This is a genomic window from Kibdelosporangium banguiense, assembly GCF_017876405.1.
GTDB lineage: Bacteria > Actinomycetota > Actinomycetes > Mycobacteriales > Pseudonocardiaceae > Kibdelosporangium > Kibdelosporangium banguiense.
In genome coordinates, this window is the sequence record NZ_JAGINW010000001.1 from 1512023 (window position 1) to 1528347 (window position 16325).

Genomic DNA, 16325 nt, shown 5'->3' on the forward strand with positions numbered 1-16325 from the left:
CCAGGCGCAGCACACTAAGAACTCGCGCCACACGGAACGAACACCGCGTTGCACTGGGATTGCAGGGGATTGCGGCCCGAGCCGGTTGCGCGTTCGAACCGGGACTCACGCATTCCCAATAGTGCAGGTCAGTGTTCGTTTGCCGCAACCAGTTCACAGGGCAGGTACATCACGATCACTGTCGGTCCACCGGCCGGGCTGCTCACCACGAGAGTTCCGTCGAATGCGGACAGTCGTCGCTCGATGCCGCGAAGGCCTGTCCCGTCGCCGGGTGTCGCGCCGCCGCGGCCGTCGTCGCCTACAAGAATGTTCAGTTTTCCGTCGGCGTAGGTCAGTTGGATCCAGGCTTTGCTCGCACCGGCGTGTTTGACCACATTGGTCAGTGTTTCCGCGACGGCGAAGTACGCCGCCGACTCGACGGGCGCGGCGAGCCGGCCAGGAATGTCGATCTCCACGTCCGTCCGCAATGGATGCGACAGCACGAGCGCCTGGATCGCGCCTTCCAGGCCACGGTCGGCAAGCACCGGCGGATGGATGCCACGCACGAGATCCCGCAACTCCGACAGCGCCTGGGAACTCGCGGCACGTGCTTCGGCAAGCAGTTCACGCGCCGCTTGCGGGTCGCGCGCCACGGTCTCCTCGGCCATGCCGAGACTCATTCCCAATGCCACCAACCGGGCCTGTGCACCGTCGTGCAGATCGCGCTCGATCCGCCGCAGTTCCGCTGCCTGAGTGTCCACTGTGTCCGCACGTGACACAGTCAGCTGCTGGACCCGGTTCGCCAGCCGGGCCGCCTCGGTCGGCGCGAGCAACGAACGCGTCAGCCACGCCTGAGCTCGCATCAAATACGGTGAGGCCCACCACCAGATCCCGATGTAGAGCAGTCCGAGCGGGACCCCGATGTAGATCGCGGACGCCGTTGAGTCCACCGACAGGAAGCCGACCAGGTTGAGGTTGGCGTCCGCGGGCAGTGCCCACCACCAGGTCGCCAGGGTGATGTGCCCGATCCCGCCGACCAGCATCCCGACCGCGATGGCCGCGAGCGCGGTCCCCGCGACCATCTCGACGAACATGAACGCGATGTCCCGCCAGGTGGCCTGGTCCTTGAGCATCGTGATCAGCCGCCGGTACATGCCCATACCGGAGGTGGACCGGTAGGGCTGTTCCACCTCGGTCCCCAGGACCCAGCCGGCCCGCCGCCGGTGGAAGTTCAGGAACTTGCGCTGCAGGGCCAGCACACCGAGTGCGGCCGGGATACCGATCCAGATCGGGATCAGCCCGATCGAGGTCAGCAGCACGGCCAGCAGGAGGTAGGTCGGGACGGCGAGCCCGATCAGCGCTGCTCCCCAGCCGAAGAGCTGGAGCCTGGTTGGAGCCGTACCCGCGGAAGTCATGTACCCATTCTGGGCTGCCACACGCGCGCAGCCAGTGGTGGTAGACCCACTTGTTCAGGTGGAGACAACTGCGAGGACGGTTCCCAGTTCCACCTGCTGGCCCGCGGCGACGGGCAGCGAGGTCAGGGTTCCCGAGGCCGGAGCGGTGATCTTGTGTTCCATCTTCATGGCCTCCAGCCACAGCAACGGCTGCCCCTGTTCGACCTGGTCACCGGCGGAAACCGCGACCCGGATCACCGTGCCTGGCATCGGCGCCAGCAGCGAGCCGGGTGCGACCTGCGACGCCGGATCCGTGAACCGGGCGACCGGCGTCAGCGCGACGGACCCGAGCGCGGAGTCGACGCACACCAGGTCCGGGTAGGCCGCGACGCGGAACGTCCGCCGGACACCGGCCAGCTCCAACTCGACCCGATCCGGGCTCGAACTGAGCAAGCGCACGTCCGGGTACCCGTCGGCGACCAGACCGGACCGGGTGTGCCGGTAGCTGACCTCGTGGTCCCCGGTAGCGGTGGTGTAGGTCTTACGCTGCGGCTGGGACGGCACATTGCGCCAGCCGCTGGGAATGGCAGTCGACCGAGCCGAGGCGTCCGCGAGCGCGGCGACCAATGCACCGACGGCCTCGCTGTCCTTGTCCGCCAACGGCTCGGCCAGGACGTCGAGTCCGTGCCGATCGAGGAACGCGGTATCGGTGTTCCCAGCAAGAAATTCGGGGTGCCGCAGCACGCGCACGAGCAGGTCACGGTTGGTCGCCAAGCCGTGAATCTCGGCCCGTGCCAACGCACCCGCGAGGCCAAGGGCGGCTTCGTCACGGGTTTCGGCGAACGAGATCACCTTGGCGAGCATCGGGTCGTAGTGCACCCCGACCACCGAGCCGTCCCGCACGCCACTGTCCAACCGCAACCCCGGGCGAGACGGCACCGCGAACTCCGTGGCCACACCGGGCACCGACAGCCGGTACAGGGTGCCGCTCTGCGGCCGCCAGTCCTGCGCCGGATCCTCCGCGTACAGCCTGACCTCGATCGCGTGCCCGCGCGTCGCCGGAAACCCGGAAATGTCAGACCCCTGCGGTAGCGTTGAATTTAGGGGTTCCCCCGAGGGAATTGGTGTTGCGGTTGAGGCTGCCGTGGGGAGGGGTGCCGTGGGGGTGGCGGCAGGGGTTGCTGTGGGCAGAGTCGCGCCCTGGGCGACGAGGATCTGCAGGCGCACGAGGTCGAGGCCGGTCGTGCATTCGGTGACCGGGTGTTCGACCTGCAGGCGGGTGTTCATCTCCAGGAAGTAGAACCGGCCCTTTTCGTCGGCGAGGAACTCGACGGTGCCGGCGCCGGCGTAGCCGATCGCTTCGGCTGCGGCCCGGGCGGCGTCGAAGAGCCGGGCGCGCATTCCTGGGGTTCGTTCCACCAGGGGCGAAGGCGCTTCCTCGATGACCTTCTGGTGCCTGCGCTGGATCGAGCATTCCCGCTCGCCGACTGCCCAGACCGTACCGTGTGTGTCGGCCATGATCTGGACTTCGATGTGCCGCCCGGTTTCCAGGTACGGCTCGCAGAACACGGTCGGGTCGCCGAACGCGGACGCGGCCTCGGACCGGGCGGCTTCCAACTCGCCTGGCAGGTCCGCCAGCGCACGCACGATCCGCATGCCACGGCCACCGCCACCTGCGGATGCCTTGATCAGCACTGGCAGATCGGCGTCGGTGACGTTGTCCACTTCGGACAGGACGGGAACACTGGCGGCTGCCATCAGCTGCTTGGCAGCGATCTTGGAGCCCATCTGGTCGATCGCCTCGGGCGGCGGCCCGATCCACGTCAGCCCGGCCGCGATGACGGCACGGGCGAAGTCCGCGTTCTCCGACAGGAAGCCGTAGCCGGGGTGGATCGCGTCGGCACCTGCGCGGCGAGCGGCTTCGATCAGCAGCTCGCCGCGCAGGTACGTCTCGCCGGGCGTGTTGCCCGGCAGGCGAACCGCGGCATCGGCCTCGTGCACGTGCGGCGAATCGGCGTCCGCGTCGGAATACACCGCCACACAACCGATTCCCAACGACCGGCAGGTACGGAACACCCGCCGGGCGATCTCGCCACGGTTGGCCAGGAGAATACTCGTGATCATCGTTCTCACATCCGGAAGACGCCGAAGCCGTCCGCGCCGGCCACCGGCGTGGTGTGGATGGCCGACAGGCACAGCCCGAGGACCGTCCGTGTGTCACGGGGGTCGATCACACCGTCGTCATACAGCCTGCCGGACAGGAACATCGGCAGCGACTCGGCTTCGATCTGCGCTTCCACCATGGCTCGCATGGCCGCGTCGCTTTGCTCGTCGTATTCCTGACCGCGTGCCTTCGCCGCTCCCCTGGCCACAATGGACAGGACACCGGCGAGCTGCTGCGGGCCCATCACCGCGGACTTGGCGCTCGGCCACGCGAACAGGAAGCGCGGATCGTAAGCACGGCCACACATTCCGTAGTGCCCGGCACCGTACGACGCGCCCATCAGGATCGAGAGGTGCGGGACCTTCGAGTTGGACACCGCGTTGATCATCATCGAGCCGTGCTTGATGATGCCGCCCTGCTCGAAGTCCTTGCCGACCATGTATCCGGTGGTGTTGTGCAGGAAGATCAACGGGGTGTCGGTCTGGTTGGCCAGCTGGATGAATTGGGCCGCTTTCTGCGATTCCTCGCTGAACAACACGCCTTGTGCGTTGGCCAGGATGCCGACCGGGTAGCCGTGCACGCTCGCCCAGCCGGTCGCCAGGCTGGCGCCGTACAACGGCTTGAACTCGTCGAAGTCCGAGCCGTCGACCACACGCGCGATCACGTCCCGCGGGTCGAACGGGATCTTGAGGTCACCCGGCACAATGCCGAGCAGCTCCTCCTCGTCGAACTTCGGTGGTACGAAAGCGCTCGGCTTGACGCCACGCTTGCGCCAGTTGAGCCGGGCGACGATACGACGCCCGATCCGGATCGCGTCCTGCTCGTCGACTGCGAAGTAGTCCGCCAGGCCGGACTTGCGGGCGTGCATTTCGGCGCCACCCAGCGACTCGTCGTCGGACTCCTCGCCGGTCGCCATCTTGACCAACGGCGGGCCACCGAGGAAGACCTTGGCCTGTTCCTTGACCATCACGACGTGATCCGACATACCCGGGACGTACGCACCGCCGGCGGTGGCGTTGCCGAAAACCAGAGCGATAGTAGGTATCCCGGCTGCCGAAAGCCTGGTGAGGTCCCGGAACAACCTGCCGCCCGGGATGAAGATCTCCTTCTGCGAAGGAAGATCCGCGCCGCCGGACTCGCCGAGGTTGATCAGCGGCAGCCGGTTCTCCAGGGCGATGTCCATGGCGCGGAACGTTTTCTTGACCGTCCACGGGTTGCTGGACCCACCGCGCACGGTCGGATCGCTCGCCATGATCATGCACTCGACGCCTTCGACCACGCCGATCCCGGTGACCACACTCGCGCCGACCGTGTACTCGCTGCCGTACGCGGCCAGCGGTGAAAGCTCAAGGAACGGCGAATCCGGGTCGATCAGCAGCTCGATCCGTTCCCGGGCAAGCAGTTTGCCGCGTTTGCGGTGGCGTGCGACGTACTTCTCCCCGCCGCCCGCGATCGCCTTGGCGTGCTCGACCTCCAGCTCTGCCAGTTTGTCGAGCATCGAGTCACGGTTCGCCGCGTACTCCTCCGACGACGTGTCCAACGTGGACAGCAGCGTGGTCACAACAGCACCTCCGGGATGTCCATGTGCCGCGCACGCAGCCACTCACCGACTGCCTTCGCCTGCGGGTCGAACCGCGCCTGCGCCGCGACACCGTCTCCCAGCAGGCCTTCGACCACGAAGTTCACTGCTTTCAGGGTGCTGAACACGTGCCTGTGCACAGGAAGGTCCTCGGCTTCGGGCAGAAGTCTCTTGAATTCCGCGACAGTCAGCGCATGCACCAGCCACCGCCACGCTTCATCAGTCCGGACCCAGACACCGACATTCGCGTCACCGCCCTTGTCGCCGCTGCGTGCCCCGGCGACAAACCCAAGCGGGGCGCGACGAGTCGGCCCAGTGAGAGGTTCGGGCAAGTCAGGTTCTTCGGCCGGCGCCAGCACTCGCGTTTCCGGCGACGGCGGGATCACGATCCGCTTCCCGTCGACAACGGCAACCTGTTCGACAAGTTTCGCGTCGACGTACCCAGGCTTGAACAGGCCGTACGGCGACGCGTCGCCAGGAGGCGCAGTGACGTGAAAGCCGGGATAGCTCGCCAGCGCGATCTCGACGGCGGCGTTCGAGAACGCCCGGCCGACCACCTTCGGGTCCGCGTCCTTGACCGCGCAACGCAGAAACGCGCTCGCCTCTTCCTCCACCGCGGCGTCTTGATGGTCCGTGCGGGCGAGCGTCCAGCGCACTTCGGCCGGCGTCTTCTTGAAGGTCAGCTGCTGCTTGACCAATTCGGCCTTGGCGTCGATGTCCAGTCCGGTAAGCACGAAGACCATCTCGTTGCGGAAACCGCCGAGCGTGTTGAGCGAGACTTTGAGATCCGGCGGAGGTGCTTCGCCTCGCACGCCGGAGATCCTCACCCTGTCAGTGTCCTCTTGGGACAGTTCGATGGTGTCGAAGCGCGCGGTCACATCAGGACCGGGATACCGCGCGCCGGAGATCTCGTACAACAACTGCGCGGTCACAGTGCCCACAGTCACCGCGCCGCCCGTGCCCTCATGCTTCGTGATCACGCTGCTGCCGTCGGCGTGGATCTCGGCGATCGGAAACCCGGGATAGCGGATGTCATGCTCGGCGAAGAAGGAGTAGTTCCCGCCGGTCGCCTGCGCGCCGCACTCGATCACGTGCCCGGCCGCGACCGCACCGGCAAGCTGGTCGTAGTCAGTCGGACCCCAGCCGAAATGCGCCGCCGCCGGACCGACGATCACCGAAGCATCCGTGACCCGCCCGGTCACAACCACGTCCGCGCCTGCCTTCAGGCACTCCGCGATCCCGAACGCCCCCAGATAGGCATTGGCAGTCAACGGTTCGCCGAACCCAAGCTCTTCGGCACGACCGATCAGATCGTCACCTTCGACGTGCGCGACCGTCACGTCGAGCCCCAGTTTCGCGGCAAGCTCCCGCAACGCGCCGGCAAGCCCCGCCGGGTTCAGCCCACCGGCGTTGGCCACGATCTTGACCTTGCGCTCGACCGCGAGCCCCAGGTTCTCCTCCATCTGCCGCAGGAACGTCTTGGCATAGCCGAGCTTCGGGTCCTTCATCCGGTCGCGGCCAAGAATGAGCATGGTCAACTCAGCCAGATAGTCGCCGGTGAGCACATCAAGCGGGCCCCCGGTGAGTATCTCGCGCACCGCAGACAACCGATCGCCATAGAACCCGGACGCATTGCCGATCCTGATCGCCGACATAGCCGCCAGCATGCCAGCCTTCCCAAAAACAAGCAAGCACGCTTGTTTTATTTCCCACCCACCACCTGGGAAAACAACCTTCACCCAGGGACGACGCCCACAGTACGGCCGCCTGCGGCCCCCGGAATCCAGCGTAGTGAGAGACACCGACAGTTCCGGCTGAACACACGGTCCGTCTGGGGACAGACGCCAACTGTGGACAACCTGGACATAGTGGATCTTGACCACCCAGTTCTGTCAGCGCCCTGCCGTAGGCTGGATTCCGGGGGGCCGAGGCCGCCCCTGGGCTAGGAAGTTCTAGGTGGTTGCGGGGGTTCGGCCGGGGCCTGGGAGACCGGCGAAGGCCTGGGCGATGGTCAGCCAGTGGGTGGCGTCGGGGCCTTCGGCTTTCAGGGTTGTGTCCGCGCGGTGGCGGCGTTGGGTGGTCAGCAGGCAGAAGTCGAGGGCGGTACCTGTGACGCGTTGGGGGGCGGTGGGAGGGCCCCAGGTCCACAGGGTGCCGTCGGGGGCGGTCAGTTCTATGTAGAACTGTTCGGATGGGGGTGTCAGGCCTCGGATTTGGTAGGCGAAGTCTCTGGTGCGGACCGAAATGTGGGCGACGTGGCGTAGGCGCGCGGTCGGTTCGCGGACTGTGCCGAGGGCGTCTGCGACGTCTTGGCCGTGGGCCCAGGTTTCCATCAGCCGGGCTGTGGCCATGGACATGGGGCTCATGGGTGGACCGAACCACTGCAGTTTTGTGCCGGCCGGTACGGCGGCAAGCGCTTGTGTGAGGGCGAGACGGCCTTTGCGCCAGCGGGTGAGCAAGTCTGAGTCCGAGGCGATTTCGAAGGCGCCTTTGTCCACGAAGCCGGTGGGGTCCTTGAGGGCCTCGCCGACCAGGGCCTGGAAGCCTTCTGGGTCTGTCGCCGCGAGGATGCTGGCGTCGTCGGTCCAGGTCAGGTGGGCGATCTGGTGCGCGATGACCCAGCCGTCGGCGGGCGTGCGGGTTGCCCAGCCGTCGCTGGTCAGCGGGGCCACGAGGGCGTCGAGCGAAGCGCCCTCGTCGAGCAGGTCGTCCAGCAGTGTGCGGAGATCCGACATGGCGGTCACAATACGGCTGATCGCTGCGCCGGACGCAGTTGTTCGAACAGGGCCGCCATCCTCAACACGCCGAGATCGTCGAACCGCCGCCCGGTGATCTGCAGGCCGATCGGCTGGCCGTCGCTGGTGTAACCGCAGTTCACCGAGACGGACGGCTGGCCGGACATGTTGTACGGCACTGTGAAGCCGATGTGTTCGAACGGCTGAGCCGGGTCGTTCACCGGTGAGGCCCATTCCGCGGGAAATGCTGACACCGGCGAAACCGGCGAGAGCACGAAATCAAACGACGACGTCGCCTTGAGCGCCGCCACTGTCATCTTGTCGATCTGTGAGAAGCCGCGGTAGACCGCGACGCCCTGAGCGTAGGCTCCGGCGCGTGCCCACGTCGAGATGTACGGCAGGACCTTGCCGAGGCGCTCGGAAGGCAGCTCCACCAGGTCGGACCACAGCCTGGTGCGCCAGAACAGGTCCAGACCGTCAAGCATTTCCCTGGTGACGAACGGTTGCATGGGTTCCACCGTGATCCCGGCGGTCTCGAACAGCCTGGCCGCTTCGTCCACCGCGGTCCGGATGCCGGGTTCGACGTCGAGCCCGACGCCCGCTTCCAGATGCAGCCCCACTCTCAGGCCGACGGGATCGAAACTCAAGGACTGCCAGACGATCCGTCCCGGCGGGAGGCTCATGTGGTCACGAGGATCAGGCTGCGACAACACCTGCATCAGCAGCGCCGCGTCAGCGACCGTCTTGGTCATCGGCCCGACGACACGGCCGATGTACGGCGGATCCACTGGTACACGGCCGAAACTCGGTTTCAGTCCGACGAGTCCGCACCATCCCGCTGGCAGCCGGATCGAGCCGCCGATGTCGGTGCCCAGGTGCAGTGGCCCGTAGCCGGCCGCGCCCGCAGCACCGGCACCTGCGCTCGAACCGCCCGGCGTACGCGTTGTGTCCCAAGGGTTACGCGATGCTTCGTGGAAGCTGGACAAGCCTGAGGTCAGCATGCCGTAGTCCGGCATCGTGGTCTTGCCGAGCAGAATCGCACCGGCTTCACGAAGTCTTGCCGCAGCAGGAGCGTCTTGCGAAGCGGGAACGAGCTCGGTCGCGGCAGTGCCCAGTGGGACAGGCGTTCCCTCGGTGGCGATGTTCTCCTTGATCGTCACCGGCACGCCGTCAAGGATCCCTTGTGGACTTCCGATCCTCCACCGCTGCTCAGCTGCACGGGCAGCCGTCAGCACGGCTTCGGGGTCGTGCGTGTAGAAGGCCTTCAACGTCGGTTCATGCGTGGCGATCCTGGCCAGCACAGCCTCAGCCACCTCGACCGGCGACAAACCCGACTGGTACTCCCCGATCAGCTCGACCGCGGTCAGATCCGCGAGCTCGGTCATCACATTCCCCTTCACGCAGGCGGGTCGAAGCGGCCGTCGACCGCGGTCCAGCCGCCGTCCACAGCGAGTACGGCCCCGGTCACGAAGCTGGCGGCATCGGAAGCCAGGTACACCACGGCACCCGCGAGCTCCGACGGCCGCGCCCAGCGACCGAGTGCGCCCTTGTCCGCATATGCCTGGTACCAGTCGGGATTCGCCTTGATCTGCGTGGTCAGCGGTGTCTCCACAACACCTGGCGCGATCGCGTTCACGCGCACCCCGGACGGACCGAACTCCGCGGCCGCGGTGCGGAACATCTGCACGAGCCCGGCTTTGGTCGCCGCGTACACGCCTTGACCTGGCTCGACGACCGTGCCTCTGATCGACGAGAACCCGATGATGCTGCCGCGGCCGCGCTCGACCATGCCCGCGCCGAACGCCCGCAGCACTTCGAAAGTCGCGCCGAGATTCAACGAGACGACCCGGTCGAACTCCTCCCGGGTGTAGTCGAGCAATCGCTTGCGCACGTTCATCGCGGCAGTCAGCACAACAACGTCCAACTCGCCGAGATCCGCCGCGGCTTTGCCGACCGCGTCGGTGTCAAGCACGTTGATCTCGTACGCCTCGGCGTCGATCAGCGACGCGGTCCCCTGTGCCGCGTCGAAATCGACGTCCGCGCAGACGACCGAAGCGCCGTGCGCGGCCAGTGCCTGGGCGGATTCCCGGCCGATGCCGCTGCCCGCGCCGAGCACGATCGCCCGTCGGCCGTCCAGCCGGAACAGATTCGCGTAGTCGGTCATGCCGGCCGGATCACCGCCATTCTTGTCACAGTCAGCTCCTCGATCGCGAACCGCGGCCCTTCCCGGCCGATGCCCGAGTCCTTCACACCGCCGTACGGCATGGTGTCCGCACGGAATCCCGGCACGTCGTTCACCACGACCGCACCGACTTCCAGCGTGTCGATCGCCTGGTGCGCGGTGGCCAGCGAGCTCGTGAATACCGAGGCGTTCAGGCCGTACCGTGAGTCGTTGACCATGGCGAATGCCTCATCCACTGTGGACACAGTGCGCAGGCAGACGACCGGGCCGAAGATCTCCTCGTCCCAGCACGCGGAGCCGGCCGGCACATTCGTCAGCACAGTCGGCCTGATCACGCCCCCGTCCAGGCCACCACCGCCAAGGATCCTGGCACCCGCCGAGACGGCGACCTCGACCCATTGCAGCACACGTTTCGTGGACCGCTCGTCGATCAACGCCGACACCCGTGTCTCTTCCTCACGCGGGTCGCCTGTCACGACTTCACCAAGCCGCGCCAACAGCTTGGCTGTGAACTCCTCGGCGACCGCGTCAAGCACGATCAAGCGCTGGACCGAAATACAAGCTTGACCCGACGCGTAAAAGCCGCCGCGCAGCACGGCATTCACGGCCGCGTCCAGATCCGCGTCGGCTGCGACCACCATCGCGGCATTGGACCCAAGCTCCAGCAAAGTCTTGACAGGTGCGGCATCTCGCGCGATCTGATGGCCCACAGTGGACGATCCGGTGAACGAGACCGCGCCGATCCGCCTGTCGGTGACCAGCGCCACGCCGACCTCCGCGTCACCGGTCACGAGCTGGACTATCCCGGCGGGAGCGCCCGCCTCGACTGCGGCGGTCCGCATCAGGTCCACGAGCCACAACGTCGCCAAAGGCGTTGCGGGAGCAGGCTTGCAGATAACCGGACAGCCTGCCGCGACCGATGGCGCGATCTTGTGCGCGGCCAGCAGCAGCGGGTAGTTGAAGCCCGCGATCCCGACGACCACCCCGATCGGGCGTCTGGTCCAGTATCCGACCAGTCCGTCTCCGGACGGCAGCAGATCCAGCGGAACCGTCTCGCCGTGTACCCGAGCGACCTCCTCAGCCGAGGCCTGCAGCGTCACGATTGTTCTTGCGACTTCGGTCCGGCAGTCCACCAGCGGTTTCCCGGTTTCCAGGACCAGCAGGTGCTCGAACTCCGCACGGTTGGCGATGATCGCGCCGGCGGCCGAGTCCAAGATCTGCCGCCGGGCGCGCGACGAGAGCTTGGCCACCTCGGCTTTGATCGCCACGGCCTCGTCCAACGCTTTGTGCGCAAGCTGTTCCGAACCGAGCGGCGCATCGGCGACCACAGTCCCGTCGTACGGGAACGTCACCGGCACTGTGCTCGGGACGGTCACCCACTCTGACCCGATCGGCAGCCCGGCAGGGTAGGGCGGCTGGAACATGGTCATCCTTCCTGAAATCTCGCTAGCGCGCCTCGCAGGGTCGGCGCGGCGGAAATGAGATCCTGGGTGTAGGGATGCGCCGGGTCCTGGTAGACCTGCTCGACCGCACCGAGCTCGACGATCTCGCCTTGGCGCATCACGGCGACCGTGTCGCACACGTGCCGGACCACCGAGAGGTCATGCGAGACGAACACCAGCGTGAGGTCGTAGCGGTCCACCAGATCGGCCAGCAGGTTCAGGATCTGCGCCCGCACGGAGACGTCCAGGGCGCTGACCGGTTCGTCGGCCACAAGAACTTTGGGATATGGCGCCAGAGCGCGTGCGATGGAGATCCGCTGCCGCTGCCCGCCGGAAAACTGGTGCGGATAGCGGGAAGCGGCTTCCTGCGGCAGCCCGACGGCGTCGAGCAACTCACGCAGGCGCTCCTTGCGATCATGGTTGCGGTCCAGCGGCTCGCAGATGATGTCGCGCACCCGCATCCGGGGGTCGAGCGAGCTCATCGGGTCCTGGAAGACCACCTGCAGATCGTCACGCAGGAACTTCAGCCTGCGCTCCGGCAGATTCTCGATCCTGGTGCCCCTGAAGGAGATCGATCCGCTGGTCGGCTTGTCCAGCGCGGCCATCAATCTGACCAAAGTGGACTTCCCGGAGCCGGACTCGCCGACGATGCCGAACCGCTGACCGGCACTGACGTCGAACGACACGCCCCGCAGCGCCTCGGTTCGCCGGCCGCCTGGCCGGCCACGGTAAGTCCGGCGCAGGTCCTTGACCTCAATCACGCGTCACCGTCCACAACCGGCCGTTCGCATCCGTCGACTCCATGTCCGAGCTCGCCAGCAGTTGCTGGGTGTACTGATGTGACGGCATGGTGAAGACGTCCTTGACCAGTCCCGATTCCACAATCCGGCCGTCAAGCATGACGAGTACACGCTCGCACACCGATGCGACGACCGCGAGGTCATGCGTGATGAACAGCAGCGCCGACTCCCCTGTCACAGCCTGGATCAGCTCGAGAATCTGCGCCTGGACGGTCACGTCGAGCGCCGTGGTCGGTTCGTCACAGATCAGCAGCGACGGGTTGTTGGCCAACGCGATCGCGAGCATCACGCGTTGCCGCTGACCACCGGAAAGCTGGTGCGGATACGCCTTCGCGGCTCGCTTGGGATCGGGCAGCCGCACCATGTTCAGCAGATCCAGCGCGGCGCGCTGGGAAGCACCGCGATCGCGGCCGTGGACCTGCATGACCTCCGCGATCTGCTTGCCCACAGGCATCAACGGGTTGAGCGCGGTCATCGGCTCCTGGAACACCATTGTCATGTCGCGGCCACGCAACCGGGACATTTCCCGCTCCTTGGCGCCGATCAGCTCGCGGCCGTTGAGCTTCGCCGAACCCCACGCCTTGAGGTCTTCCGGCAGCAGGCCCATCACGGCCAACGCGGTCAGCGACTTGCCGGAGCCGGACTCGCCGATCAGCCCGACCCGCTCGCCCCGGCCGATCTCGAACGACACGTCCTCCACCAGAACGCAGTCGCCGACCGAGACGCTCATACTGTCCACAGTGAGCACACTCATCGGCGGCCCGCCAATCGCGGATCGAGCCGGTCACGCAGGCCGTCGCCCAGCAGGTTGAAGCCCAGCACGGCGATGGCGATCGCGACACCCGGCACCAGCGCCAATCTTGGTTGCACGGCAAGCAGTTCCTGCGATTCCTGCAGCATCCGGCCCCACGACGGGGCCGGCGGGCGTGTGCCGAAACCGAGGAACGACAACGCGGCCTCCGACAGCACCGCGATCGCGAACGAGACCGAGCTCTGCACGATCAGCAGCCCGGCGATATTCGGCAGGACGTGCCTGCCGGCGATCCTGAGCCGGGAGCGGCCGGCCGCACGCGCTGCGAGCACGTACTCGGTACTCATCACCTGAAGCGTGCCTGACCTGGCGATTCGCGCGAAAGATGGCACAGTGGCCATACCGATGGCGATCATCGCGGTGAGTGTGTCGGCGCCGAACACAGCGCCGAACATAATCGCCAGCAGCAGTGCCGGGAACGCCAGTACCAAGTCGTTGACCCGCATCACGAACTCGCCCAGCCATCGCGGGCCCATCCCGGCGAGAATCCCCAGCGGCGTCCCGATCACTGCCGCCACACCGACCGCGACCACGCCGACGTACAGAGTCGTCTGTGCGCCGACCATGATCTGGCTGAGCAGGTCCCGGCCGAACTTGTCGGTTCCCAGCAGATAGTCGCCGGTCGGGCCGAGCAACCGGATGGCGGCGTCCACACGCAGCGGATCATGCGGCGTCCAGAAGAACGAAACGACCGCCGCAAGCACGACCAGACCGATCAGCAGCGCGCCCACGACCAGCGACGCGCTGGTGCGTTTCGTCACGGCGGTTGTCATCGGGACCTCCGCAGCCGTGGGTCGATGACCGTGTACAACAGGTCTACCAGGAAGTTCACCAACAGTGCGGCAATCACGAGGACAAGTACGATCCCCTGCACGGTAAGCAGATCACGGGCCGCAACCGAGTCGAGCAGCATACTTCCCATACCTGGCAGCACGAACACTCGCTCGACGACGACCGCACCGATGAGCAGTGTCGTCAGCTGCAAACCCAGAACTGTCACCACGGGCACGGCTGCGTTTCGCAGCCCGTGCCGCCGCAATGCCCGCCCTGGCTTCAGTCCTTTGGCGCGGGCGGTCCGCAGATAGTCCTCCCGCAACGTGTCCAGCACTGCTGAACGGACATATCGCGTGAGCACAGCGCCTTGCACAAGACCCAGCGACAACGCGGGCAGGATCAATCCCCGGATGAACTCGACGAAATCCTGGTTCGGCGGCGTCCAGCCACCTGAGGGCAACAACCGCAACTGGACAGCGAAAACCTGCACCAGCAAGATTCCCGCCAGGAACGCGGGCACAGCGACACCCAGCTGCGAAACTCCCGAGATCAATGCCCCGCTGGCCTTCCGGTGACGCACCGCGGCGATGCTGCCCAACGGCACCGCGATCAGCAACGCGACGATCATCGCGGCACCGACCAGCCACAACGTCACGCCCAACCTGTCAACCAGTTGTGGCCCGATCAGATCACGGGTGACGTACGACCGGCCGAAGTCGCCGGTCAGCACGCCACCGATCCAGTCGAAATACTGAGTCGTGAGTGGACGGTCGATACCGAACTCGGTCCTGGTCTTCGCCAGGAGCTCAGGCGTCGCATTGACGCCGAGCGCGACCTGCGCGGGATCGCCTGGCAGCACTGCCATGAACAGGAACACAGCCACCGACGCGACGGCAGCGCTCACCACGAAGATCGCGGTCCGGCGAACGACGCTCAGTACGATCATGCGCGCCCCAGGCCGGTGAGGTCGAACGATTCGCCGACCTGGTTGCGGACCAGGCCGGTGACCTTCGTCTTGGCCGCGATCAAGTTGGGGAACAGCAACAACCAGTCGGCGGCCGCGTCCTCGTTGAGGATCTTCGCCACCTCCTGCATGGCGGTGACCTGGTCCTCGGCCGAACCCGAGTCGCCCTTGGTGATCAGGTCACGGACTTCCTGGTTGTCGTATCCCCAGTAGTACTTGGGATTGGCGAAGGTCACGATGTCGCGGGCCTCGACGTGCTGGATGATCGACATGTCGAAGTCGTGGTCGGTGAAGACCTGTTTGAGCCACACCGCCGGGAAGTCGAGCGGTTCGATGGTCGCCTCGACGCCGACTTCCTTGAGGTCCGAGGCCACCACCTGAGCGGCCGACATCGCGTACGGCAGGTTCGGCACACGCAGACGTAGCTTCAGATTCTGCTGGCCCGCACGGATCAGCAGCGCTTTCGCACGGCTCGGATCGTGCGGATAGGTCCGGGACAAGTCCTGATACCACGGATCCGTCGGCGGGACCATACTGCCGATCGAGGTGCCACGGTTGGCCGCGACCGTTGCCATCACTGCTTTCCGGTCGACCGCGTACATCAGGGCCTGACGGACCGTCTTGTCGTTCAACGGCGGTTTGGCGCTGTTGAACGACAGCGTGACTTCGGAGTTCGTGGTGCCCTGCAGGACCGTGAACCGGGTGTCGCTCTCGAACTGCGGCACCGAGTCCGGCGTGGTGATCGCGGAGATCACGTCGATACCGTTGCTGAGCAAGGCATTGTTCAGCGCGGTCGGATCCTTGAAGTACTTCAGGTAGACCGTGGTGTACGTCGGCCGCTTGCCCCAGTAGGACGGGTTCGCGCGCAGCACAATCGAGTCACCGCGTTTGCGGGACGCGAAAACATACGGCCCGGTGCCAATCGGAGTGTTCGGCAGGTCCGCGACGCCGCTCTGGCTGAACATCGCGCCGACCCGGGTGGTCATGTCGAACAACCAGGCGTTGCTCGGGCGCTTGAGCGTTACCCGGGCGTGCGCGGGATCGACGACCTGGACCCGGTCCACAACGTCCATCTTGGACTTCAGCGAGATCGTCCAGTCGGTTTTCACCCGGTCGAGGGAGAACTTGACGTCCTGTGCGGTGAAGGGCCGGCCGTTGGAGAACTTGACGCCCTCCCACAGGTAGAAGTCGTACGTTCTGCGGTCGTCGCTCACGGTCCACTGCTTGGCCAGCAGTGGCACGATCTTGCCGTTCGCGTCCAGCCTGACCAGGCCTTCGTACACGTTGAGCAGCAGCGCCTGCGCAATCGCGACACCATCGGTACGGGTGAAGTCCAGATTGGCCGGCTCAGCGGTGAACCCGATCGAGATCGCATCCGGGTCGGCCGGACCGGTCACTGAAGACCCGGCCGAGCACGCACTCGCCAGCATCGCGAGGGTTACCGCCGCGACGAACACCCGCACAGGCATCACCACCTAGTATGCTGGTCTGACCAGTAGAC

The 16325-nt window shown here is 66.1% G+C and carries 13 protein-coding genes; all 13 read right to left on the reverse strand.

Features of this window, described 5'->3' with window-relative positions; translation table 11 throughout:
- Nucleotides 1–128: 128 nt before the first annotated feature.
- Nucleotides 129–1394, reverse strand: coding sequence for a sensor histidine kinase (locus tag JOF56_RS07150; protein WP_209635690.1), 1266 nt, complete (start codon nt 1392–1394; stop codon nt 129–131).
- A gap of 54 nt (nt 1395–1448) precedes the next feature.
- Nucleotides 1449–3497 (reverse strand): acetyl/propionyl/methylcrotonyl-CoA carboxylase subunit alpha, encoded by a 2049-nt coding sequence (locus tag JOF56_RS07155; RefSeq protein ID WP_209635691.1) that lies wholly within the window; start codon nt 3495–3497, stop codon nt 1449–1451.
- A 5-nt stretch (nt 3498–3502) separates the two neighbouring features.
- Nucleotides 3503–5098 carry an acyl-CoA carboxylase subunit beta gene (locus JOF56_RS07160; protein WP_209635693.1) on the reverse strand — a complete coding sequence of 532 codons (1596 nt, stop codon included), beginning with the start codon at nt 5096–5098 and terminating at the stop codon, nt 3503–3505.
- Nucleotides 5095–6771 carry an acyclic terpene utilization AtuA family protein gene (locus JOF56_RS07165; protein ID WP_209635695.1) on the reverse strand — a complete coding sequence of 559 codons (1677 nt, stop codon included), beginning with the start codon at nt 6769–6771 and terminating at the stop codon, nt 5095–5097. Before JOF56_RS07165 ends, JOF56_RS07160 begins: the two co-directional genes overlap by 4 nt.
- A 297-nt stretch (nt 6772–7068) precedes the next feature.
- A complete protein-coding gene (locus tag JOF56_RS07170) occupies nt 7069–7851 on the reverse strand; it encodes a TIGR03084 family metal-binding protein (protein WP_209635697.1) in 783 nt (260 codons plus the stop codon).
- Nucleotides 7852–7856: 5 nt separating this feature from the next.
- Complete coding sequence (locus JOF56_RS07175) at nt 7857–9236, reverse strand: amidase (protein ID WP_209635699.1); 1380 nt, start codon at nt 9234–9236, stop codon at nt 7857–7859.
- Nucleotides 9237–9247: 11 nt separating this feature from the next.
- Entirely contained in the window at nt 9248–10015 is a 768-nt protein-coding gene (locus tag JOF56_RS07180) for an SDR family NAD(P)-dependent oxidoreductase (protein WP_209635701.1), read from the reverse strand.
- The gene (locus JOF56_RS07185; protein WP_209635703.1) at nt 10012–11457 is read right to left on the reverse strand and encodes an aldehyde dehydrogenase family protein; all 1446 of its coding nucleotides are present in this window, start codon (nt 11455–11457) and stop codon (nt 10012–10014) included. The genes JOF56_RS07180 and JOF56_RS07185 overlap by 4 nt, the downstream gene beginning before the upstream one ends.
- A 2-nt stretch (nt 11458–11459) precedes the next feature.
- Nucleotides 11460–12236, reverse strand: a complete 777-nt coding sequence (locus tag JOF56_RS07190; protein ID WP_209635705.1) for an ABC transporter ATP-binding protein — start codon at nt 12234–12236, stop codon at nt 11460–11462.
- Nucleotides 12229–13005: an ATP-binding cassette domain-containing protein gene (locus JOF56_RS07195; RefSeq protein WP_245378178.1), complete on the reverse strand. Its 777-nt coding sequence runs from the start codon at nt 13003–13005 to the stop codon at nt 12229–12231. Before JOF56_RS07195 ends, JOF56_RS07190 begins: the two co-directional genes overlap by 8 nt.
- 20 nt (nt 13006–13025) lie before the next feature.
- Nucleotides 13026–13859 carry an ABC transporter permease gene (locus JOF56_RS07200; RefSeq protein ID WP_209635709.1) on the reverse strand — a complete coding sequence of 278 codons (834 nt, stop codon included), beginning with the start codon at nt 13857–13859 and terminating at the stop codon, nt 13026–13028.
- Nucleotides 13856–14806 carry an ABC transporter permease gene (locus JOF56_RS07205; protein WP_245378179.1) on the reverse strand — a complete coding sequence of 317 codons (951 nt, stop codon included), beginning with the start codon at nt 14804–14806 and terminating at the stop codon, nt 13856–13858. The genes JOF56_RS07200 and JOF56_RS07205 overlap by 4 nt, the downstream gene beginning before the upstream one ends.
- Nucleotides 14803–16293 (reverse strand): ABC transporter substrate-binding protein, encoded by a 1491-nt coding sequence (locus tag JOF56_RS07210; RefSeq protein WP_209635711.1) that lies wholly within the window; start codon nt 16291–16293, stop codon nt 14803–14805. Before JOF56_RS07210 ends, JOF56_RS07205 begins: the two co-directional genes overlap by 4 nt.
- Nucleotides 16294–16325 lie beyond the last annotated feature (32 nt).